The sequence below is a fragment of the Arthrobacter sp. AFG20 genome (genome assembly GCF_002892795.1).
Classification (GTDB): domain Bacteria; phylum Actinomycetota; class Actinomycetes; order Actinomycetales; family Micrococcaceae; genus Arthrobacter.
In genome coordinates, this window is record NZ_PJMC01000001.1 from 258,496 (window position 1) to 279,466 (window position 20,971).

Annotated in this window: 18 protein-coding genes and 2 pseudogenes; 8 read left to right on the top strand and 12 right to left on the bottom strand. The window is 63.9% G+C overall.

Going from position 1 to position 20,971, the window contains the following annotated elements; translation table 11 throughout:
* The first annotated feature begins 147 nt into the window (after positions 1–147).
* Together CXZ05_RS01095 and CXZ05_RS01100 are read left to right on the top strand one after the other, a co-directional pair.
* Entirely contained in the window at positions 148–1,530 is a 1,383-nt protein-coding gene (locus CXZ05_RS01095; protein WP_102970775.1) for an MFS transporter, read from the top strand.
* A 101-nt stretch (positions 1,531–1,631) separates the two neighbouring features.
* Positions 1,632–2,768 (top strand): alcohol dehydrogenase catalytic domain-containing protein, encoded by a 1,137-nt coding sequence (locus CXZ05_RS01100; RefSeq protein WP_102970776.1) that lies wholly within the window; start codon positions 1,632–1,634, stop codon positions 2,766–2,768.
* 25 nt (positions 2,769–2,793) lie between these two features.
* Here CXZ05_RS01100 and CXZ05_RS01105 read toward each other — a convergent pair whose 3' ends face one another.
* On the bottom strand, positions 2,794–3,726 hold the full coding sequence (locus CXZ05_RS01105) for a LysR family transcriptional regulator (RefSeq protein WP_102970777.1): 933 nt from the start codon (positions 3,724–3,726) through the stop codon (positions 2,794–2,796).
* A gap of 111 nt (positions 3,727–3,837) precedes the next feature.
* On the opposite strand from CXZ05_RS01105, the gene mmsB reads away from it, so the two are divergent.
* Together mmsB and CXZ05_RS01115 are read left to right on the top strand one after the other, a co-directional pair.
* On the top strand, positions 3,838–4,740 hold the full coding sequence (gene mmsB, locus CXZ05_RS01110; RefSeq protein ID WP_102970944.1) for a 3-hydroxyisobutyrate dehydrogenase: 903 nt from the start codon (positions 3,838–3,840) through the stop codon (positions 4,738–4,740).
* Between the two features lie 50 nt (positions 4,741–4,790).
* Positions 4,791–6,275 carry a CoA-acylating methylmalonate-semialdehyde dehydrogenase gene (locus CXZ05_RS01115; protein ID WP_102970778.1) on the top strand — a complete coding sequence of 495 codons (1,485 nt, stop codon included), beginning with the start codon at positions 4,791–4,793 and terminating at the stop codon, positions 6,273–6,275.
* Positions 6,276–6,930: 655 nt separating this feature from the next.
* On the opposite strand, the gene CXZ05_RS01120 is transcribed toward CXZ05_RS01115, so the two are convergent.
* The 5 genes and pseudogenes from CXZ05_RS01120 to CXZ05_RS01140 form a co-directional block, all read right to left on the bottom strand.
* Positions 6,931–7,407, bottom strand: coding sequence for a hypothetical protein (locus CXZ05_RS01120; RefSeq protein ID WP_146033025.1), 477 nt, complete (start codon positions 7,405–7,407; stop codon positions 6,931–6,933).
* Between the two features lie 343 nt (positions 7,408–7,750).
* Positions 7,751–8,518, bottom strand: a complete 768-nt coding sequence (locus CXZ05_RS01125) for a DUF1345 domain-containing protein (RefSeq protein WP_258006390.1) — start codon at positions 8,516–8,518, stop codon at positions 7,751–7,753.
* Between the two features lie 302 nt (positions 8,519–8,820).
* Positions 8,821–9,574, bottom strand: a pseudogene (locus CXZ05_RS01130) (AAA family ATPase).
* Positions 9,575–9,873: 299 nt separating this feature from the next.
* Positions 9,874–11,190, bottom strand: coding sequence for an Nramp family divalent metal transporter (locus CXZ05_RS01135; protein ID WP_258006391.1), 1,317 nt, complete (start codon positions 11,188–11,190; stop codon positions 9,874–9,876).
* 176 nt (positions 11,191–11,366) lie between these two features.
* Positions 11,367–12,302 carry a dihydrodipicolinate synthase family protein gene (locus tag CXZ05_RS01140; RefSeq protein ID WP_102970781.1) on the bottom strand — a complete coding sequence of 312 codons (936 nt, stop codon included), beginning with the start codon at positions 12,300–12,302 and terminating at the stop codon, positions 11,367–11,369.
* Between the two features lie 166 nt (positions 12,303–12,468).
* Here CXZ05_RS01140 and CXZ05_RS01145 point away from each other — a divergent pair, with 166 nt between their 5' ends.
* Together CXZ05_RS01145 and CXZ05_RS01150 are read left to right on the top strand one after the other, a co-directional pair.
* Positions 12,469–13,479: a LacI family DNA-binding transcriptional regulator gene (locus CXZ05_RS01145; RefSeq protein ID WP_102970782.1), complete on the top strand. Its 1,011-nt coding sequence runs from the start codon at positions 12,469–12,471 to the stop codon at positions 13,477–13,479.
* A gap of 32 nt (positions 13,480–13,511) precedes the next feature.
* Positions 13,512–14,128 (top strand): annotated as a pseudogene (locus CXZ05_RS01150) (fumarylacetoacetate hydrolase family protein).
* A gap of 247 nt (positions 14,129–14,375) precedes the next feature.
* Here CXZ05_RS01150 and CXZ05_RS01155 read toward each other — a convergent pair.
* The 5 genes from CXZ05_RS01155 to CXZ05_RS01175 form a co-directional block, all read right to left on the bottom strand.
* Positions 14,376–15,299 (bottom strand): pseudouridine-5'-phosphate glycosidase, encoded by a 924-nt coding sequence (locus tag CXZ05_RS01155; protein WP_102970783.1) that lies wholly within the window; start codon positions 15,297–15,299, stop codon positions 14,376–14,378.
* A 120-nt stretch (positions 15,300–15,419) separates the two neighbouring features.
* Positions 15,420–15,839: an SDR family oxidoreductase gene (locus CXZ05_RS01160; RefSeq protein ID WP_258006392.1), complete on the bottom strand. Its 420-nt coding sequence runs from the start codon at positions 15,837–15,839 to the stop codon at positions 15,420–15,422.
* A 33-nt stretch (positions 15,840–15,872) separates the two neighbouring features.
* Positions 15,873–16,853, bottom strand: a complete 981-nt coding sequence (locus CXZ05_RS01165; RefSeq protein ID WP_102970784.1) for an aldo/keto reductase — start codon at positions 16,851–16,853, stop codon at positions 15,873–15,875.
* Positions 16,854–17,000: 147 nt separating this feature from the next.
* Positions 17,001–17,297 carry a cyclophilin-like fold protein gene (locus CXZ05_RS01170; RefSeq protein WP_146033026.1) on the bottom strand — a complete coding sequence of 99 codons (297 nt, stop codon included), beginning with the start codon at positions 17,295–17,297 and terminating at the stop codon, positions 17,001–17,003.
* Between the two features lie 64 nt (positions 17,298–17,361).
* Positions 17,362–18,201 (bottom strand): SDR family NAD(P)-dependent oxidoreductase, encoded by an 840-nt coding sequence (locus tag CXZ05_RS01175; RefSeq protein WP_102970786.1) that lies wholly within the window; start codon positions 18,199–18,201, stop codon positions 17,362–17,364.
* Between the two features lie 146 nt (positions 18,202–18,347).
* On the opposite strand from CXZ05_RS01175, the gene CXZ05_RS01180 reads away from it, so the two are divergent.
* Entirely contained in the window at positions 18,348–19,253 is a 906-nt protein-coding gene (locus CXZ05_RS01180) for a helix-turn-helix transcriptional regulator (RefSeq protein WP_102970787.1), read from the top strand.
* A gap of 247 nt (positions 19,254–19,500) precedes the next feature.
* Positions 19,501–20,073, top strand: coding sequence for a dihydrofolate reductase family protein (locus CXZ05_RS01185; RefSeq protein WP_102970788.1), 573 nt, complete (start codon positions 19,501–19,503; stop codon positions 20,071–20,073).
* Positions 20,074–20,326: 253 nt separating this feature from the next.
* On the opposite strand, the gene CXZ05_RS01190 is transcribed toward CXZ05_RS01185, so the two are convergent.
* Positions 20,327–20,941: a hypothetical protein gene (locus CXZ05_RS01190; RefSeq protein WP_102970789.1), complete on the bottom strand. Its 615-nt coding sequence runs from the start codon at positions 20,939–20,941 to the stop codon at positions 20,327–20,329.
* Positions 20,942–20,971 lie beyond the last annotated feature (30 nt).

Consider the following 20,971-nt stretch of genomic DNA (forward strand, 5'->3'; position numbering starts at 1 on the left):
ATGCAGATGCGCCCTGCACTATTTGGCGTTGAGCTTGCTTCGTTGGCAGACCATACTCGTTGAATCCGGCGTTCGTGGTGCGCATCACACCCCCTTCGCCATTGACCGGTCCCCGTGGCGTCGAGGAAGACGCCGAAGGAGTTTGCAATGAGTACGGAAAGCTCCGCCGCAAGGCGTGTAGAGGAAACCGACGTCAAGGCCTCAGGCCTCAAGAAAGTTGTCACGGCATCCATGGCCGGCACCGTCGTGGAGTGGTATGAGTTCTTCCTCTACGCTTCGGCTGCCACCCTGGTCTTTGGCAAGGCCTTCTTCCCCAATGCCGGCACCGAGCTGGACGGCATCATCGCCGCCTTCCTCACGTACGCCGTCGGATTCATTGCCCGCCCGATCGGCGGCATCGTCTTCGGCCACTTCGGCGACAAGTTCGGCCGCAAGCAGCTGCTGCAGCTGAGCATCATCCTGGTGGGTGTCTCCACCTTCCTGATGGGCTGTCTGCCGACGTTCCAGCAGATCGGCTACTGGGCGCCCGCGCTCCTGGTGTTCCTGCGGTTCGCGCAGGGCTTCGCCGTCGGCGGTGAATGGGGCGGCGCGGTTCTCCTCGTCGCAGAGCACAGCCCCAGCAAGTCCCGCGGATTCTGGGCCAGCTGGCCGCAGTCGGCCGTGCCGATGGGCAACCTGCTCGCCACGGCCGTGCTGTTCATTCTGTCGTCCACGCTGACCCAGGAAGCGTTCCTCGGCTGGGGCTGGCGCGTGGCGTTCTGGCTCTCCGCAGTAATCGTCCTGATCGGCTACTACATCCGCACCAAGGTCAACGACGCCCCGATCTTCCTCGAAGCCCGCAAAGAGGTCGAGGCCGGGCACAAGGGCTACGGCGTCGCCGAGGTCTTCAAGCGCTACCCGCGCGGCGTCTTCACCGCCATGGGCCTTCGCTTTGCGGAGAACATCCTCTACTACCTCGTGGTGACGTTCTCCATCACATACCTGAAGACCGTGGTCCAGGCCGACACCACGCGGATCCTGCTGCTCCTGTTGTTTGCCCACGCCGTGCACTTCGTCGCCGTTCCGCTGGTGGGCAAGCTGTCGGACCGTTTCGGCCGCAAGCCCGTCTACATGGCCGGGGCCATCCTGGGCGCCACCTGGGGTTTCTTCGCCTTCCCGATGATGGACACCAAGAATGACATGATCATCCTGGCTTCCATCATGATCGGACTGCTGTTCCACGCGCTCATGTACGCAGGCCAGCCCGCGATCATGGCGGAAATGTTCCCCACCCGGATGCGCTATTCCGGCGTCTCCCTGGGCTACCAGGTGACCTCCATCGTCGCCGGCTCACTCGCCCCGATCATCGCCGCCTCGCTCCTTTCCACCTACAAGTCCTCCGTTCCGGTGGCCATCTACCTGCTCATCGCCTGCGCCATCACCGCCGTCGCCGTGTTCTTCCTGAAGGAGACCCGCGGCGTCTCGCTCCACGACGTGGACGCGGCCGACGCCCAGGGCACCGCCGACCTGCTCGCGGCCGGCAAGAAGTAACCAGGCCTCCTAGCCCGGACGCCTACGGGCATTCAGCAACTGCCCGGACCGCCATGCACGCGGGCCGGGCAGTTGCCCGTTCACCGACCCCAAGGATTTCCATGAAAGCAGCAGTCCTCTACTCGACCGTCCCCAAGACCGATACTGCACCGGAGAAACCCAGCTACAAGGACGCACGCCCGCTGGTAGTGCAGGAGCTGGAGCGGCCGGAACCGCGTGCCGGTGAGCTGGGCGTTGCCATCACCTACTCCAGCCTGTGCCACTCGGATCTATCCGTGGTGGACGGTTCGCGGGTCCGGCCCCTTCCCATGGCGCTGGGCCACGAGGCGGTAGGGCGCGTCGTGTCCGTCGGCGCCGGTGTCTCCGACGTGTCAGTCGGAGACCACGTGGTGCTGGTCTTCGTCCCGAGCTGCGGGGACTGCCGCGCGTGCCGCTCCGGCCGTCCTGCGCTCTGCCACCGGGCGGCGGAGGTCAACGGCTCCGGTGACCTGCTGCACGGCGAGGCCCTGCTGCGGACGCCCTCGGGGGAGCGGATCAACCACCACCTGGGTGTGTCGGCCTTCGCCGACTACGCCGTGGTGGCACGTGAATCGGTGGTGGTGGTTGACGACGACGTCCCGGACACCGTTGCGGCGATGTTCGGTTGCGCTGTGCTCACCGGAATGGGGGCGGTGCTGAATACGGCCGCTGTCACGGCCGGCCAGTCGGTGGCCGTCTTCGGGCTCGGGGCGGTGGGCCTTTCCGCTGTCATGGCCGCCTCCCTCGCGGGGGCCGGCAGTGTGATCGCCATCGATCCGAACGCCGGCAAGCACCAGCTCGCCCTGGATTGCGGTGCCACGGCTGTAGGGACGCCCGACGACGCGGCGAGGCTCATCAAGGACGCCGCCGGCGACGGTGTGGACGTCGCTGTCGAGGCCGTCGGCTCGGCAGGCGTGATCGCGGCCTGCCTCGGGCATGTCACGCGGGGCGGCGCCGTGGTTTCGGTAGGCCTGCCCCATCCGTCGGCCGAGCTGACGGTGCCGGCGCTGCAGTTCGCCGGCGCCGGCAAGCGGCTCCTCGGGTCCTACATGGGCGACGCCGTTCCCGGGCGTGACATCCCGCTCTACCTCAGCTACTGGCGCGAGGGCAGGCTGCCGGTGGAGCTGCTGCACACCGACACCAGGCCGCTCACCGAGATCAACGAGGGGCTGGATGCATTGGCATCGGGGCAGGTGGTACGGCGCCTGTTCCAGGCCTGACGCCGGGCGCCGCTTTGCGCCTGCGTCAGCCCGCCAGCACCCCTGCCCGGGCCTTCACTTCCTCCTTGAGTGACGCGACAACGGCCTGCACCGCGGCCGAGCGGAGGGATTCCGGCCGTGCCACCGCCCAGATGGGGAGCTGGCGCTCGAAGTCGCCGGCGAGCACGGGAACGAAGTCCGGCTGCCCGGCCACCATGAAGTTCGGCAGCAGCCCGATGCCTGCGCCCTGCCGCACCGCCTCCATCTGGGCGAACACGCTCGTGGCCTGAAAGCTCGAAGAGGGCATGGGCAGCTGTGAGGACCAGCGGTGCCCCAGCTCCGCCACCTGGAGCGCAGACTCAACGTAAGAGACAAAGCCGTGCTGCCCGACGTCGTCGAGCGTTTCCGGCAGACCGTGCTGCGCGGCGTAGCCGGGGCTGGCGTAGAGGCGCAGGTAGTAGTTGCTCAGGAAGATGGTCTGGGCGTTGCTGACGTCAGTCCGGCCCACCACGATCTCCAGGTCCACCCCGGATCTGTTCTGGCTGACCTTCCGCGTGGCGCTCAGCATCTCGATGTTCAGCTGCGGGTTCTGCTGCTGCAGCCGGACCAGCGCAGGCGTGACGAACACGGCTCCGACACCGTCCGTCGTCGCCACGCGCACCAGCCCGGACAGGGCGCTCTGGTCCTGGCTGATCAGGCCGGAGAGCGATCCGAGGGTGCTCTCGATGGCCTCCGCCGCCTCGACGGCGGACGCGCCGAGCTGGGTCAGTTCCCAGCCGTGCGGACTTCGTTCGAGAGTGCGCCCGCCAAGCTGCCTGTCCAGGGCGAGGATCCGGCGGGAGATCGTGGTGTGGGTGGTGCCCAGCGTCTCCGCCACCGCGTTGAACCTGCCCAGGCGCGCCACTGTCAGCAGGATCAGCAGGTCGTCCGGGCTCGGAAGCCGCCTCTGGTCCACGGCAGGCCTTTCATCTGTGTGCATCGATGCACATGCGGTCTGTAATTTTTCCCCTTGATTGCACTCTAGCAGGGTGTGATGGTGGACACAGACCTTCCGGCCTGCGGCTGGATCCAAAGCAAAGGAGCTTACGACATGGCAGTAATCGGCTGGATCGGCCTCGGCAACATGGGCGGTTTCATGTCCGCCAACCTGGCGAACGCCGGGCACGATGTCCGCGGCTTCGACCTCAATCCCGCGGCGCTCGCCGCCGCCGAGGAGGGTGGCGTCAAGCCGGCCGGCAGCATTGCCGAGGCCGTCGCCGGCGCTGACGTGGTGTTCACCATGCTGCCCAAAGGGGAACACGCCCGCGCGGTCTATCTGGGCCAGGACGGCGTCCTCGCCCATGCCGACACCCGCACGCTGCTGGTGGACTCCTCCACCATCGATATCGCGTCGGCCCAGGAACTGCACGACGCCGCCGCTGCCGCCGGCTTCCGCTTTGTGGACGCCCCGGTGTCCGGCGGCATGAGCGGGGCCAAGGCCGGGACGCTGACCTTCATGGTGGGCGGCGCTGAGGGCGCCGTCGCAGACGCCACCGGCTACATCGGCCCGATGGCAGCCAACATCATCCCCACCGGCGGCGCCACCACCGGGCAGGCAGCCAAAATCTGCAACAACCTGATGCTCTTCATCAACCTGGCATCCACCGCCGAGGGCGCCGTCCTGGCCGACCGGCTGGGCCTGGACAAGCAGGTCTTCTGGGACATCGCGTCCGTTTCCTCGGGTGACTCCTGGGCGCTGCGGACCTGGTACCCGGTGCCCGGCGTGGTCCCCACCGCCGCTTCCAACAACGACTTTGCGCCCACCTTCACCACCGAACTGGCGAACAAGGACATCGGCCTTGCCATCAGCGCCGCCGAGGACACCGGCACGCCGCTCGAGATCGGCAAGCACGTCCAGCAGCTGTTCCAGCAGCTCATCGACGCCGGCGAAGCGGGCAAAGACTGCTCAATGATCATCAAGCTCGCCGACGGCTCACTGGATTCCGCCAAGTAGCCCCGCCACCAAATCTTCCCCCAACTCTGAAACACGAAAAGAGACTTCCCTTGGAAACCATTCCGCATTTCATCAACGGCAGCCGCGTCAGCGACGCCGAACGTTTCGGCCCCGTCTTCACCCCCGCCACCGGCGAACAGGAGAAGCAGGTGGCGCTCGCCTCGGCGTCGCGGACCGAGGAGGCCATCGCCGCAGCCCGCGCCGCGCTGCCCGCGTGGCGGGCCACCAGCCTGGCCAAGCGCACCAACATCTTCTTCCGGGTCCGTGAAATCCTGAATCAGCGCAAGCCCGAGCTCGCGGCCATTCTCACCAGCGAGCACGGCAAGGTCCTCTCCGACGCTGCGGGTGAAATTTCCCGCGGCCTGGAGAACATTGAGTTCGCCACCGGCCTGTCCCACATGCTCAAGGGCGAGCGCTCCGAGCAGGTCTCCAGCGGCATCGACGTGCACTCCGTGCGCCAGCCGGTGGGCGTCGTGGCCTGCATTACCCCGTTCAACTTCCCGGCCATGGTGCCGCTGTGGATGATCGGCAGCGCGCTGGCCTGCGGCAACACCGTGCTGCTGAAGCCCAGCGAGAAGGACCCCTCGGCCGCCATCTTCATCGCCGAGGCCTTTGCCGAAGCGGGGCTGCCCGCCGGCGTGCTGAACGTGGTGCAGGGGGACAAGGAAGCCGTTGACGTCCTGCTCGAGCACCCCGATGTGAAGGCGGTGAGCTTCGTCGGCTCTACCCCCATCGCGCAGTCGATCTACAAGCGGGCGGCCGACCACGGCAAGCGCGTCCAGGCTCTGGGCGGGGCGAAGAACCACATGGTGGTGCTGCCCGACGCCGACCTGGACATGGCGGCCGACGCTGCGGTTTCCGCTGCTTACGGATCGGCGGGCGAACGCTGCATGGCCGTCAGCGTCCTGGTGGCGGTGGGCAACATCGCCGACGACCTGGTGCAGGCGATCTCCAGCCGCATGGCGGGCCTCAAGATCGGCCCGGGAACCGACCCGGCCTCCCAGATGGGTCCGCTGATTACCGCGGAGCACCGGGACCGCGTGGCCTCCTACGTTGCGGGAGCGGAAAACGAAGGTGCCACCGTCGTCGTGGACGGGCGCTCCCAGCAGTTCGATTCGAACGGCTTCTTCATCGGCGTCAGCCTGGTGGACCACGTGAAGCCGGGCATGAAGGTGTACGACGACGAGATCTTCGGTCCCGTCCTGTCAGTCGTCCGCGTCGACACGTACAGCGACGCCGTCCGGCTGGTCAACGAGAACGAGTTCGGCAACGGGACGGCCATCTTCACCCGCGACGGCGGCGCCGCACGGCAGTTCGAGTTCGACGTCGACGCCGGCATGGTGGGCGTCAACGTTCCCATTCCGGTCCCAGTAGGCACCTTCTCGTTCGGCGGTTGGAAGAACTCCCTGTTCGGCGACACCCACATGTACGGCCCGGACAGCATCCGGTTCTACACCCGGGGCAAGGTGGTCACCACCCGCTGGCCTGACCCGTCCACCTCGGTCATTGACCTCGGCTTCCCGCAGATCGACTAAACTCGACACTCGGTTGACATCAAAACTTGAGTTTGGGCCGGTCACGACCGGCCTATGCCTCAGCCCGCGTCCCGCAGCCACAAGCAGCGGGCCGCGGGCTGTACCTTTTCCAGCGCGAACGGACAGTTAAGCCCCCGCTGACCGGCATGCGGGTAGGGGACGAAGTCGGCGTCGGCTACGAAAACGAGTTCACCTCCTACGAGAAAAAAGCCCCGTCCCGGTGTCTCGTAAACCTGGCCATTCAAGACGGCCGCAGAACCGCCACTATCTGTGATTTGCGGCGATAAAGGGCGGTCTTTTTTTTGGCGCTCAATGTCGCCTTGGATGCCACTAGAGTGCACCGCGAGGTGGGCCGGCAGTCACAAGTGACCGGCGTCGGCTGGGGGTAGGGTCCTGGAGCCCGGTTATTTATGGACTTACCCTCGTCCTCCCAAATGCCCCGATAAGGAGCGGCAGTTCCCATAAACTTTCGCCTGGCCTCGGCGACAGGGCCGACAGGTCCTGTCGGCCGGGCGTGGAAGGCTCTGCATCCCAGAGGAGCATAGGGTGCGCTCGCATCTCCAGCATAGGGACAGGGATGCCCAAATGAAGGGACCGTCCTCGGTGAGGACGGTGTGCGCACCGAAAGCTGCCTCGGGCGCCGCGCTATCCATGTTCATCTCCTCGATGCGCTCATCAATGGCCTCCTGACGGCGCCTGGCCTCATTCCGGAGTCGAGCATCGCGCTCCGCTCTTTCCTGTGTCGTGCCGCCTGGTCTTCGGGGCTGCCGTGGTTCCAGCCGTGGCCGCGCTGCAGCAGATTGTCCACCAAGGTGCCGAGGGTATCCTCCTCCCGGAAGTCACAAGTGACATTCAGGTCCATTAACCTGCCTGGTTCGGCCGGAATCTCCGAGCTCTTCCCAAAGCCTGTTACGAAGAATGGGACGCGGATCAGGTTGTCCTCCAGCCGGCGGGGCCCGATCGAGATGGGGAAGAGGCCATCACCGAAGTAGCGCTGGCTCCGGCGCCGGTACTTCGCTGGGCTTTGCGATGAGAGCTGAACCTCGGAGGCTACGCGGCGCCGGGAGTCATCGGACTCCGCCAAAACATCGATGATCCATTCCCTGGAATCATGCGGATAAACAGACAGCAACAGCGAGGTCTGAGAGTCTCACGAACTCTAGCTCCCATTGACGACGTTGAAGCTGCCTGGAACCCGGCTACGTTTGGCGCCGTCATGGATTCTCCGCTCCACCGGCGCGGCCAGGTCGTGATTGAGTGATTTAGGGTCGGTGCCTAGCAGTTCGGGTCTTACTAAGGTGTGCCCAAATTTCAGGATGCGAAACGCATACAGCAATCCGCAGCCAGCAGGAATTTCAATAACGACCGTTTCTGGGATGACCACTTGGGCGCGATGGGGGAGTGGCGACTGGAGCGGGGTACTTCCGCTGTACGGACACTGATTCGGCGATAGCCCATTAAAGATTGTTTCGTGGTCAACTGGACTGGCCGAGGCTGACAACGAGGTTGATCGCCACTGCGACCACGAAGGTGCCGAAGAAGTAGGAGAGCAAAGCGTGCCCCAGGGCGATTTTGCGTGAGGGAGTGGATGACTCGTTCACATTGCTCGCGTTGTATGCCATGCCGATAGAGAATGCTGCGTAGGCGAAGTCGCTGTACGACGGGTCCTCGTTCTGGTTGAAGCGGAAGCGATGGCGGTCGTCGTGGTAGTACATCCGAGCGTACTTGAACGCGTAGACAGTGTTGACGAGAGCCCACGCGAGCACCACGCCGAGAGCTGCCAGGAGCGCCGCGGCCACGCCGATGGGGTCCTTCTGCTGGCTGCGGATCAATGCAAAGACGACCGCCACGAGACTGATGAATGTCGCGCCTATGATGAGGGAGTCAACGAGCCGTCGAGACCGACCTTCCTGGCGGGCGAGTTCACCCGTGGCGTCTGGACCAGCGGGCCACGCCTTAGTCCACGCCCAGACCAGGAAGACGCAGCCGGCGACAGCCCATCCGATCAAGGGCGCGAGTTCGGGAGCACCGAGCAACGCCGGAACGAGTGCGATAACGAGACCGATGGCGGCCGAGACTAGAGCCTTGAGATCTATGTGCGACATTGAAGAAGTTGCCCTCCAGCCTCGATTGACCGTGAAGGGGTCCGATGGCCCGCCGCCTGGGTCAGGGCGAATCTCAACATCACGGAATATCTCAGGACCTACGGATTCCTTTATGTTCACAAGGAACCGGGGGTTCACTGCCCCCGATTGTACGCGGAAATGCTCGGGTCCTTCATGATTGATTTCAACGAGTAAGTGATGGGCGTGCAATCCGCTTGGAGGATCAGAGCGATCTTAGACGTCACCGGATGGCTCCGGAACTTGCGGGTTCCTGCGCCACGCGATCTTGTGCCCAACTGGATCGTTAGCACTTCCGTAAGCGCCGCGCGCAATCCTGCCCGGTGACGGGGGGCGCTAAACGCTATGGTCAAAAACGACCGTTTCTGCCCATAGGGCGAGAAGTCCTCCAAATTTCGTGTGGAGTTCGGCGCTCTTTGTCGTTAGTTGCCGATGACGAGGGTACTTGCGGCTGCTTCGATGACGTCGTCGGTGATGGTTTCGAGTTGGTTGATCTTCAGTACACGGGTGATTTGAGGGAAGAGTCGCTCGAGGAGCCGGAAGTTGCAGCGGGTGATCCGCTCGATCGCTGCGATTGCCTGGGCGTCAGTGAAGTCGTCGGGGTCGAGTGATCGGCCAATTCGTTTCCAATGCCGATCGAGGACGAACAGGAGCTCGTCGCGGCCGAGGGTGCGGTAGCGGTGGGAAAAGCCGAGCCGGCCGTAAAGCTGCGGGTAATGGCGGAATCGTTGGTCGATGCCTGGCATGCCGATAAGGATGATCCCTAGTTGTGTGCGGTCGTGCTTGTCCCGCAGAAGTTCCAGTGCCGTTGGGGTGAGGCGTTCGGCTTCGTCGATGATGAGCAGTTCGACCAGCTTGACGATGCCGTTCATGATGCGAGGGGTTGTTATATCTCCGCCATGAGTTCCCGGGGGCGGCAGAGTACTTCCGGTGTGTAGAAGACGGCGCGGGCCTTTTGGCGAGCGAAAAGTGCTTGGCCTCTTCTTCTGCGTCGCGGGTCCGCCAGTCTGTTATGTAGGGCTCCAGGGCATCCCAGTTCGCGTAGCGGCGGGCGGAATAGGTCTTGCCGACGCCGGCGTCCCCGTGGCACGTGCCGATGGTGCGCTCCTTTCGCACGGCGTTGGCGAACTCGGTGAAGCGCCGGTGTTCTTTAGTTACGATGAATGGCTGGTCCATTAGTCGTCCGCCATTGATCTGTACGGGACCGGTGTCATCCCGCCCGATACCCATCTCGTATCCTCTTCCGGTCGTTTTGGGTGCTCTGTGCAGGAGAGCGTGGTGGAACGGCCCTTTGATCCAGGCCATAGCGGTCCAGACAGCGGGTCCGGCAGATACCGGTAATCGAGGCAACGAGTAATGCCCCCACCTTTCGGTTGGGGGCACTACTTTGTGTGCTGGTCATCGCGGAACGACCGACATCGCTTGTGATCTAGTGCGAGCGATGTCGAGCACCTCGCACCGGATCACCGGGCGGGTCAGCCGCCGGCCGCGAAGTTGAGGATCAGTCGAATGGACAGGGTGAGCACCGCTAGGAGGCCCACCACGCCAAAGAGGTTCTGCCACCTCTTATTGCATAGCGAACCCATCAGGTCGCGGCGATTCGCCATCACCACGATCAGTGTTGCCAGCAGAGGTGCAACCAGGATCGTCAGCGCCTGGGCGATAACGATGACCTGCACCGGTGAGGTTTGGAAGATGACGGTGATGATGAGGCCGAACGCGAGGATGATCGCGCTGATCAGTTTCTGTGTGCCGGAAGTGATGCCATTAGTGCCGCGCCGGTTGAGTGCGTCGGAGAGCATGGTGCCACCGGCGGTGCAGTTGGCGGTCATGGCAGAGAAGGCGGCGCCGGTGAACCCGATGGCGAAGATCGCGGTGCCGATCGGGCCGGCGAGGGGTTCGAAGACGCTGCCGAGCTGGCCCATGGTCGCGGCGACCTTGCCCGTGGCACCGAGTACGGAGGCCGCAACGACGATTACGAGCGAGGTCATGATGCCAGGGGCAACGATGCCGGGAATCGTATCGACCATGGTGATGTCGCGGTAGTCGTCCTCGCTGCGCGTGCGCTCCTTCGTGCCGTAAGAGGTGTAGAAGGCGGCGTTCACAGAGAAGTTCGTGCCGACCAATGCGATGACCAGCAACCAAGCATCCTTAGGAACGCGGGGAATCAGCCCAGATGCTGCCGCGGCCCAGTCGGGGTTTGCGATGAACGCCGATGTCACGAAGGCAATCGCCATGACCCCAACCATCACGACGAGCACCTTCTCGATAACCCGATAGACATTGCGGAACAGAAGAATCGTGGCGACCAGGGCGGTGCCGATGATCGTCCACATGACCGGCGATCCACCAAGCAGCATTGACGCGCCCAGGCCGAGACCGACGGCGTTGCCGACCGAGAAGCACAAGGTAACCAGGAAGACGCCGATGCCAGCGATCACCCCGACCTTCTTTCCCAGGTGGTCCTTGATCGACTGGATAAGTGACACGGGCGATTTGATGCCCAGACGCACGCTCATGTCGGTAAGGAAGATCATCAGGATGGTGGAGACGATGATCACCCAGATCAGGATGTATTGGTAGCCGCTACCAGCCTGGACGGCGGTGGCGAGGTTACCGGGCCCGAACTGCCAGGCGCCGGCGACGAAGGCTGGACCGATCAGGGCAAGTTGGCCCCAGAATGATCGACGGGTCTTTCGGGCCTCGACGTTGGTCTGGACGCTGCTGGTGGACATATGTCCGAAGCCGGTTCCCGGCTTAGAGATGCTAGGCGTCTTCGTGTGCTCAGTCACAGCGCGCCCTCCTTCCGCGGGACTATTCTCCCGCACAGTCTTCTTTGACTTTTTGATTCCGACCTCAATGTCGTGTGGGCGGCCTACCGAAGTGGCCGATCGCTTGCGTAAACGCGAGCAGTGTTCGAGCCAGGGTGCGTGCGGTGCAACTTTTCCCGCACGCACCCCGTTGTCGGTCAGGCGCTGACGGTGACCTTGCCGATGTTTGCGGCGGCGAAGGCTTCCGCAATTTCGCTATCGGCGCCCTCGGGCAGGGGCAGGAGCGGGGTGCGCACAGTGGCGTGGTCCAGAATGCCGCGGTTCACGAGGCCCCACTTCAAGGCGACGGTGCCCTCCATGTGGGACCCGCGGTGGTAAACGTTCTTGGTCACCGGGAGCAGCCGCTCATGAATGGCGTGGGCACGCTTGTAGTCCTGCGCCTTGCCAGCCTCAATCAGTTCGACGAGCAGCTCGGGGGCGATGTTGCCGTAGCCGACGAGCAGACCGTCGACATCGAACATCGTCGGCAGCAGGTACTCGTCATGGCAGGACAGCACCTGCAGCTCGGGGTACGCGGCTCGCAGCGCTGGGATCTCGGTGTACCACCGGCGCATGTTGCGGACGCCGTTCTTCGTGGCAAAGACGCCCTCCTGGCCCGCGATCTCCAGTTGAGTTTCGAGGTCGTAGGTCGCCTTGGTGTTGTCGGGGTACTGGAACAGGATCAGCGGCAGACCGGACTCTTCATAGATCTCCTGGTAGCGCGACTGGGGCGCGCCCTTCTGGTAGCCGAAGCGCAGCCACCCGTGCGAGGGGTAGACGAGACCGGCCGACGCGCCGGCCTCGACGGCTTTCTTGGCCTCGAGGGCCGCGGTCTTGTTGCCCTCCTTCGTGATGCCGGCCACGACCGGCACGCGGCCGTCGGTTGACGCCACGAACGCACGGATGACGTCCAGCTGCTCCTCTTCGGTAAGGAACGTGCCTTCGCCGGCGTGCCCCAGGACGACGAGGCTCTTCACGCCCTCAATCGATCCGAGCCACGAACCCAGACGCTGGATCGCAGCGAAGTCGACAGCGCCATCTTCGGTGAACGGGGTGACAGGTGCGGGGCTGAGTCCGCGGAGATCGATGGTCATTACAGCTACCTCTTGTCTTCTTTGATGGTCGGCAGTCCCGCTATGATGAGAACGTTTGCGGGAACGTTTTCAAGTTTGCACGTGTCGCAGCTCACTGTCAAGAGAACGTTTGCAAGTAAGGAGGATTAGAGTGTCTGTAACACCTTTGCTGACCAGGAGACCCGCCATGGAACCGGCCGCCACCGGGAATGTTGTCACCCTTAAGGACGTCGCAGCAGCCAGTGGCGTGAGCATCTCCACGGCCAGCCGCGCCTTGGATGAGCGGACCACCTCCCGGTCCGCGGCCGCAGCTAACGTGCGGAAGATAGCCGAGGAGCTCGGGTACCGGAGGAACTCTTTCGCCTCCAGCCTGCGCCGCGGAGAGACCCGGACCTTGGGCGTTCTTGTTCCCCGCCTGAGCGACACCGTCATGGCACTGATGTTCGAGGAACTCGAGAAGGCCGCATCCTCCCGCGGCTACTTCGCCATGGTCGCTACCAGCGGGGATGACCCTGACGAGGAGCGCAGCGCAGCTGAAACACTCCTGGACAGAAACGTGGACGGCTTGATTCTGGCCACGGCCCGGCTCGATGACGAACTACCCCGGCTCCTGCGTGAACGCCGGGTGGCGCATGCACTGGTACTCCGCACCGACGGCATCAGCCCATCAGCGCTCGGAGACGACGAAGTAGGCGGTTACCTCGCCGTGCGCCACCTCATCGACCTCGGCCACCGCGACATCGCCGTTGTTACCGGCCCCGCATTCACGTCCACCGGAACTGCCCGTCTCGCTGGCGCCCGCAGGGCCATGGAAGAAGCCGGCATCAACCCGCCGGACAAATGGCTCCTCGCCGCGGGCTACGGCATCGAAAACGGCTACAGCGCAGGTGAAACACTCCTGGGCGGCGACCATCGCCCCACAGCTATCTTCGCCGCCAATGACAACATCGCCATGGGCGTCATGGCGGCAGCGCACCGCAGCGGCATCACCATCCCCGATGATCTCGCACTGGTCGGATACAACGACACACCCCTATCGGCGCGGCTGCCCACCCCCCTAAGCTCGGTCCGAGTTCCCTTGGCCCAGATCGCCGCCACCGCCATCGATCTCATCGTCAATCCCGGTACCGAACCCCTCATCAGGCGCTCCATGCCAACCCTCATCCCACGCCAATCCAGCGGAACACCAAAGCACTAGTCCACTCTGGCCATCATCTCCATAGGACACGCATGCGCATCGCCCAATTTTCAGCAGGCGCCGAACCCCTCGTCGGTATTGTCGAAGGCCCGCCAGGGAACGAAGAAATCACCGTCATAGACGGTAACCCCTTCTCTGACGGGATAAACCGGACCCTCGTCCGCACAAGCTAACCGACGTCCGCCTCCTCGCCCCCGTTATCCGTGCAGCACAATCATTGGTGCTGCACGGAACTTCGTTGCCCAGGCAAACGAGTTGGCACAAGTTGAAAGGTTCGGCCATCCACTCCTGTTCATGAAGCCACACACCGCCGTGGTAGGCCCGGACGAAGCAGTCATGCTGCCGAAATTCTCTACAGAAGTAACCTTTGAAGCCGAACTGTGCACCGTCATCGGGCGCCGCTGGATATTTGTGTCCTTGCCATCCAAGGCCGCCTCAACGGCGAACTCCGCCAGAACGGCAGCACCGCCCTCATGATCCACCGCGTCAATGAGCTCATATCCGTCATCTCCCACGGACTCACCCTGCTGCCAGGAGACGTCATCATGACTGGAACCCCAGCGGAATCGGCCAAGTGCAAGCAGGAGACAGCTTCGAAGTCTCCATCGAAGGCATAGGAAAACTCACGAACCCTATAGTTGGCCAGTAAGCGGCAGGCGGGTTCAGGCCACCTATAGATGGCCGTTCCGACAACAAAGGCCGACTCGGTGTCTACTAAGAAAACGAAACCTCCGTGCCTCGTATCCCTAGAGTTTCGAGACAACCGGGCAGGTGGGAGAGAGCTGACGTGGCTCCTCTTACACCCTTGGAGGGGCAACGAGGGCGACATGTAGTGCCGCTGAAACGCCGCCATTTATCGCCGCAAGCCACACGCCACTATCGTCACATTGCTCCGGTTAACGGGTCAGCGCGGTAGCGACTTCGCCACCGAGGGACACGTTACTGCGGTACACGTCGACATTTACAGTCAGGCTGCGGCCGTACGTATCGCGCTGAATGAAGTCCAAAAGGAACGGTGTGGTGTCCTTGCCGTTGATGCCGTTCTTCTCTGCCTGGGCCCACGCGCGGGAGAGAATGTCGGCGAGCTCGGCTGGAGGGAACTGTTTGTCCTCTGCGATCGGATTTGCCAAGAGGATGGCCGATTCGATGTGCAGGTCATCACGTGCGCTGCAGATTGCTGCAACTTCATCGGGAGTGTTGACCGCGTACTCGATTTCAAACCCCGAGTCGGAAACGTAGAAGCCAGGGTACTTCTTGGTCTTGTAGCCGATGACCGGGATGCTGAGCGTTTCGAAGCGTTCGAGGGTGGCTGCGACGTCCAGGATGGACTTCACACCGGCGCTGACGACGACGATCGGGGTAGTAGCCAAGGTAGTCATATCGGCAGATTCATCAAAGGATGTTGCCGCATCATGGTGCACTCCACCCAAACCGCCGGTTGAGAACACTTTGATGCCGGCCCGGTGTGCCAGGAACGCCGTCGCTGCCACAGTAGTGCCGCCATGGAGCTGGAGGGCAGCGGCTACGGGAAGATCGCGGAGGCTGACTTTCTTCACTGGCCCGTCATTGGAGAGCGAGGTGATCTGCTCAAGGCTGAGCCCCACGGTCGGAACACCGGCGAAGACACCGATCGTGGCAGGAACGACCCCTTGACTGTGGAGGCGTTCCTCTGCTTCCAAAGCGACTTCGAGATTGAGCGGACGGGGAAGGCCGTGAGTGAAAATGGTCGATTCTAGAGCGACGACAGGGCGCCCTCTAGCAACGGCTGCGGCCACTTGCTCTGAGACCTGCAACGCCACACTGGCACGGGTGGATGACACGGCTGGTCTCCCTGTAGAACGTGACCTGACTTGACGCACCAAGGTTCCCGCACGCGGGAACCAATAACAAGAATTAACATCCGCCCTTACGGGCGCAGCATTGCGGTCAGCACTCCACCGTCAGCGCGCACGGCAGCTCCGTTCGTCGCGAGGAAAGCGGGCTCGAGAGATAAACGGCGAGGTTGGCCATTTCGTCAGGCTCGATGAAGCGCCGAGGAGAGACGTCTGGTTCTCACCAATGATCACCGCCTTCAGATCTTCCGTCGAGAGTCGCTGCGCCTCGGCGATGTCGCGGACGGTACCGGCCACGCCGTCTGAGTAGGTCGGGCCGCCGAGGATTGTGTTGACCGTCACGCCAGTTCCACGGGTGAGCTTGGCGAGACCGTTACTCAAAGCGAGCATCCCCGCCTTGGTCACGCCGTAGTGCGTCATGTCAGCGGGTATGTTTACCCCTAATTCGCTCCCTAAAAAGATGATCTGGCCCCATCCTGCATCGACCATCCCGGGCAGCAGCTCTCGGGACAGCCGGACTCCGCTCATCACGTTGACTTCAGGCCCGTATACCTGCCCTGATCAGCGGTCGATCGCGGCCATGTTGGCCTCGTCGTGGCGTTCCCCTGCGGCAGGCCGCAGGGTGTTCAGCCGCTCCAGCTGGTCGCCGGTGAGTTCGATGCCGTCGGCAGCCGTGTTCTCCTCGACGCGGGAGACCCGACGGGTGCCGGGGATCGGGGCGATATCGTTCCCGCGGGTCAGCAGCCAGGCGAGGGCTGTCTGTGCGGGGGTCGCGCCGATTTCGGCGCCGATAGCCTTCACTTCGTCGACGATCGCGAGGTTCCGGCGGAAGTTCTCGCCAGTGAACCGCGGGTTGGTCTTGCGCCAGTCGTCGTTGGGAAAGTCGTCCACCGAGCGGATTTGACCGGTCAGCAGGCCGTGTCCGAGCGGTGAGTATGGGACGAAGCCGATGCCGAGTTCACGCAGCAGGGGCAGGATCTCGTCCTCCACGTCGCGGCTCCAGAGAGAGTACTCGGTCTGCAGCGCGGTGACCGGCTGCACCGCGTGTGCCCGGCGGATGGTTTCCGGGGAGGCCTCGGACAGTCCGAAGTGCAGGACCTTGCCCTCGGCTATCAGGTCCGTGACGGCGCCAGCGGTTTCCTCGATCGGGGTGTCGGGGTCGACCCGGTGCTGGTAGTACAGGTCGATGTGGTCGGTGCCGAGGCGCCTGAGGGAGCCTTCGACGGCGACCTTCACGTTCGCTGCACTGCTGTCGATCACGCCGGGACCGCCGCGGGAATGGGAGACCAGGCCGAACTTTGTGGCGATCTTGACCTGGTCGCGGCGTCCCTTGACCGCCTGGCCGACGATCTCTTCGCTCAGGAAAGGCCCGTAGATCTCCGCCGTGTCGATGTGGGTGACCCCGAGATCGACTGCGCGGTGGATTGTGCGGATCGACTCCGCGTTATCCAGGGCGCCCTCGCTCGTGTATGTGCCGGCCATGGTCATGGCGCCGAGTCCGATGGCGGAGACTTCCAGGTCTCCGAGGCGTGCGTTCTTCATGATGGTCCCTTTCGGTGTGGGGTCATATCGGGGACGTGGGCGTGGCCCGTGCTCAGCAATGGAGGACCGGCGAGGGCGGAATCGTTTTTTGGGCAGGCGCTGTCCAGAGCACGGTGGCCAGCCAGCCTGAAGCGGGTGGGCCGAGTGTTAGCCCCGCTCGATGCGCATGTCCACTTTGTCGGGGAGGTTCTCGAAGGCGCTCAGGTCCGAGGTGATCTCTCCCATTTTGGTGAGGGTCGGGACGGAGCTGGTCTCCTCGTAGATGATGGTGATGCTGTCGAGGGGGTTGTAGTAAACGATGTCCCCACATCGCCGGCGGTGATGGTGATGGGCGTCCGGCCGGTCGAAGCCTCGGCGGGGGCGGAGAATTCGGTGGCCGCGGACGTGGTAGTTGCCGGGGCCGGGGAGGTAGCGGGGGTGTTTTCGGCCCCGGGGGCGGAACACGCCGCGAGGGCGATCGCGCCGAAGAGGCGAGGGCAATAAGGGACAGGGCCGTTTTCATCAATTTCTAAGTGTTTTCTAGGGCCATGGAGGAGGACAGTTCGCTGTGTGCTTTGATTTGCTCCAGGAGCAGTTGCGCTTTCTGCTCGACGCCGGCGACGACGTCTGCTCCGGCGACGAACCGCAGCGGCGGGGTGTCCATGCCGGCGATGGTGACGAGGGCTGTGCCGAGCTTGGTGGGGTCTCCGCCCTGCTTACCGTTCATGGCCTTCCACGCGGCGATGGTCTGGGTGGTGCGCTCGGCGTAGTCGTCGATGGACAGTTCGGGCCAGATGGAGGACGCGCCCTCGACGAGGAGTTCGGTGCGGAAGAAGCCGGGTTCGACGATGGTGGTGTGGATGCCGTAGGGCTGGAGGTCGTACTGGAGGGACTCCATCCAGCCTTCGAGGGCGAACTTTGATGCGGCGTAGGCGGCGCAGAACTCCTGGCCGATGATGCCTGCGGCGGAGGTGATGGTGATGACGTGGCCGCTGCGCTGCTTGCGCATGACCGGAAGGAGGGCACGGGTGACGTTGAGCGGGCCGAAGAAGTTTGTTTCCATCTGCGCTCGGAACTGCCGGTCGCTGATTTCCTCGAAATAGCCGGCGTGAAAGTTACCTGCGTTGTTGACGAGAACGTCAATACTCCCGAAGCGTCCCACTGCTGCTTCGGCGGCGGCCGCCGAGGCTGCGGCGTCGGTGATATCCAGCGACAGGGCAAGAAGGTTTTCGTGTTCGCCAAGGGCTGCGGTGACTTTGGCGGCGTCGCGGGCGGTGCCGACGACACGGTAGCCGGCGTTGAGGGCCGCCTTGGCCAGATCGACGCCCATGCCGCGGGCAGCTCCGGTAATGAACCAAACGTTGGTCATGCTGATGCCTTTCTGAAGCTCGCCAGCCCGTTCGGGGCGGCTGATGTTTCAAGTCAACGGGCCGGCGAGGGGCCTAGCGAGACCCTACCTAGAGGTTCCCTGACAGGGCCCCGCTGGCGCGGCCGATCCGGGGTACCTTCGATTCCATGGACAACCATGACGACCTCAGCCAGTTCCTCATCTCGAGGCGGGCCAAGCTGACCCTGCAGCAAGTGGGCCTGCCTGACTTCGGCGGGCGGCGCCGCGTCCCCGGCCTGCGCCGGGAAGAAGTAGCGCTCCTGGCCGGCATGAGCTCGGAGTACTACAAACGCCTGGAACGCGGCAATGCCAAGGGAGCGTCGGAGGCCGTCATCGATGGCGTCAGCCGGGCCCTGCAGCTGGATGAGGCCGAGCACTCACATCTCTACGAACTCATCCGCTCAGCCAACGCCGGTGCCCACCTGCAGCGTAGGGGCCCGGCACGCAAAACGCAGATCAACCCGACCCTGCAGCAGACCATCGACGCGATGTCCACCGTCCCGGTGTACGTGCAAAACGGCCGGCTGGACGCAGTGGCCACCAACCGCCTCGGCAGGGCTCTCTTCTCGGAGATGTTCGAGAACTCCCGGCAGCCCGTGAACGCCGCACGCTTCGCCTTCCTCGACGCCAGAGCACAGACGTTCTACCGGGACTGGGAATCCAACACCCGCCAGATTGTCGCCCTCCTCCGGGTCGAAGCGGGCCGTTCCCCCTACGACCGCCTGCTCAGCGACCTCGTGGGCGAACTCTCAACCCGCAGCGACCTTTTCCGGAAACTCTGGGGAGCCCACGACGTCCGCGAACACCGCAGCGGCATCAAAAGCGTTCACCACCCCATCGTTGGCGACCTCGACCTGAACTACCTCGGGCTGGACCTGGCCTCCGACCGAACCCTCCAGATGCTCGTGTTCTCCGCGGAACCAGGCTCCACGTCCCACGACGGACTGCAGCTGCTGGCTAATTGGGCCGCTACAAACAGCGTCGAGTTGAAGGCCAACGACGAAGCAGCCACTAACCACATCCCTGGAATTTGATGCTGCGATCCTAAACTGTCGCTCCGAGCGAAGGCTGGAACCACAGCGTTGGCACGTCCGAGCGGTTTGTCCAAAGCCGTCGATGGCCATCAGGCAGCTTTGATCTAAGTTGGCTATGGCATCCAGATCATTGCCGCTATGGTTGCGCTTTGAGGGACAGGATGCTGCTGATCATGTGCGGGACAGCAGAGGTTACCGCGCCGTGCTGGTCCATAAGCTGGAGACTGACTGACGGAAGGCTGGCGCCATGCGGAAACTGATCTACGGCATGAACCTGACCTTGGACGGCTACATCGCCGCGGCCGGCGACGACATCGGTTGGAGCGGGCCGAGCGGGCCGAGCGACGAACTGTTCCAGTGGTGGCTCGACCAGGAGCGGGCGAGCGGCCTGTCGCTGTACGGCCGCAAGCTGTGGGAGACGATGAGCTCCTACTGGCCGACCGGCGACCAGCAGCCCAACGCCACCCCCGCGGAGATCGAATTCGCGAGGAACTGGCGGGACACGCCGAAGGTGGTGTTCTCCTCGACGATCGACAAGGTCGACTGGAACACCCGCCTGGTCACCGGCGACGCGATCGCCGAGATCACTCGGCTCAAGGCCGAGGACGGCGGCCCGATGAGCGTCGGTGGCGCAACGCTCGCTGGGGCGGCCATGCGGGCCGGGCTGATAGACGAGTACGCGCTGGCCACCTATCCGGTCCTGGTGGGCGGCGGCACGCCGTTCTTCACTGCGCTGGACAGCTGGGTGAACCTGGATCTGGTGGAGACGCGGACGTTTCCCGGCGGCGTGGTCCTGACCAGGTACGAGACGAGGCGCTGAGCGCGATTCCTCTGCAGAGTCGGGAAACAGCCGCCCCATGGCGGAGGCCAGCAGATAGGTCGGACGGTGCTTGTGCACCGCCCCGGCGACCAGCTCTGCCCGTAAGCCGGTCGATAGAAGGGCGCGCCCTCTCGCATTCTCGACCGGGTGAGGGGCTAGTGTCGGGATGCCCGTATGCCCTGCCCGATTTATCGCCCGGTGAAGGTCCCCCAACCGGAGCACTACGGCCGTCTCGCAAGTGCGCGCCCGCTGCCTAACCGTTCATGATGTCGTTGCGCCGGGCCATGTACTCCTCCATGGAAATTTGGCCGTCGCTGTACTGCTGGTCCAGCTCAGCCAGTTTCCGGGCACGGAACCCCTGCGGGGCCGACGGCGGCGGGGGAGCCGAGCGTGCCGGATTCTGCTGTGCCCGGGGAGGGTTGGCCCTGTACTCCGGGCTGTCCTCATAGGGGACCGGTCCCTGCTGCCAGGACGGCGCACCGGTGCCGCCGGGACCGGGCTGGTTCGGATATGGCTGGTTCGGACCGGGCTGCGGGAACGGCGGGTAGGGCTGGTTCAGGGGCGGAAGCTCTTCCCGGCCGCCGCGCTGGGGAAACCCCAATCCACCGCTGAAGTAGTCCTGCTGGGAGTAGCCGTCCCGCGGCCGGTTGTCCGGGCGGCCCTGGAATGGGCCACCGAAAGGGCTGCCCGGCTGGTTGCCGAACTGGTCGGGCGCCCCGCCCGGAAACTGTCCGGGCAGGCCTGGGCCCTGGTTCCGCTGTTGGACCGACCGCCGGTACATCCGCATGCCCATGGGAACCAGTACGGCCAGAATGATGATCCAGAAAAACAAGTCGAACACGGTGGAGGCCTCTCGGTGAGTGTCCATTCCAGCTTAGTCCTCTGCGAGAACAAGCTC

Bases quoted from the DNA above. Each gene is read 5' to 3' on its own strand.
- CXZ05_RS01095 (WP_102970775.1), top strand. From the start codon at position 148: ATGAGTACGGAAAGCTCCGCCGCAAGGCGTGTAGAGGAAACCGACGTC.
- CXZ05_RS01100 (WP_102970776.1), top strand. From the start codon at position 1,632: ATGAAAGCAGCAGTCCTCTACTCGACCGTCCCCAAGACCGATACTGCA.
- CXZ05_RS01105 (WP_102970777.1), bottom strand. From the start codon at position 3,726: ATGCACACAGATGAAAGGCCTGCCGTGGACCAGAGGCGGCTTCCGAGC.
- mmsB (WP_102970944.1), top strand. From the start codon at position 3,838: ATGGCAGTAATCGGCTGGATCGGCCTCGGCAACATGGGCGGTTTCATG.
- CXZ05_RS01140 (WP_102970781.1), bottom strand. From the start codon at position 12,302: ATGACCATCGATCTCCGCGGACTCAGCCCCGCACCTGTCACCCCGTTC.
- CXZ05_RS01145 (WP_102970782.1), top strand. From the start codon at position 12,469: ATGGAACCGGCCGCCACCGGGAATGTTGTCACCCTTAAGGACGTCGCA.
- CXZ05_RS01160 (WP_258006392.1), bottom strand. From the start codon at position 15,839: ATGAGCGGAGTCCGGCTGTCCCGAGAGCTGCTGCCCGGGATGGTCGAT.
- CXZ05_RS01165 (WP_102970784.1), bottom strand. From the start codon at position 16,853: ATGAAGAACGCACGCCTCGGAGACCTGGAAGTCTCCGCCATCGGACTC.
- CXZ05_RS01175 (WP_102970786.1), bottom strand. From the start codon at position 18,201: ATGACCAACGTTTGGTTCATTACCGGAGCTGCCCGCGGCATGGGCGTC.
- CXZ05_RS01180 (WP_102970787.1), top strand. From the start codon at position 18,348: ATGGACAACCATGACGACCTCAGCCAGTTCCTCATCTCGAGGCGGGCC.
- CXZ05_RS01185 (WP_102970788.1), top strand. From the start codon at position 19,501: ATGCGGAAACTGATCTACGGCATGAACCTGACCTTGGACGGCTACATC.
- CXZ05_RS01190 (WP_102970789.1), bottom strand. From the start codon at position 20,941: ATGGACACTCACCGAGAGGCCTCCACCGTGTTCGACTTGTTTTTCTGG.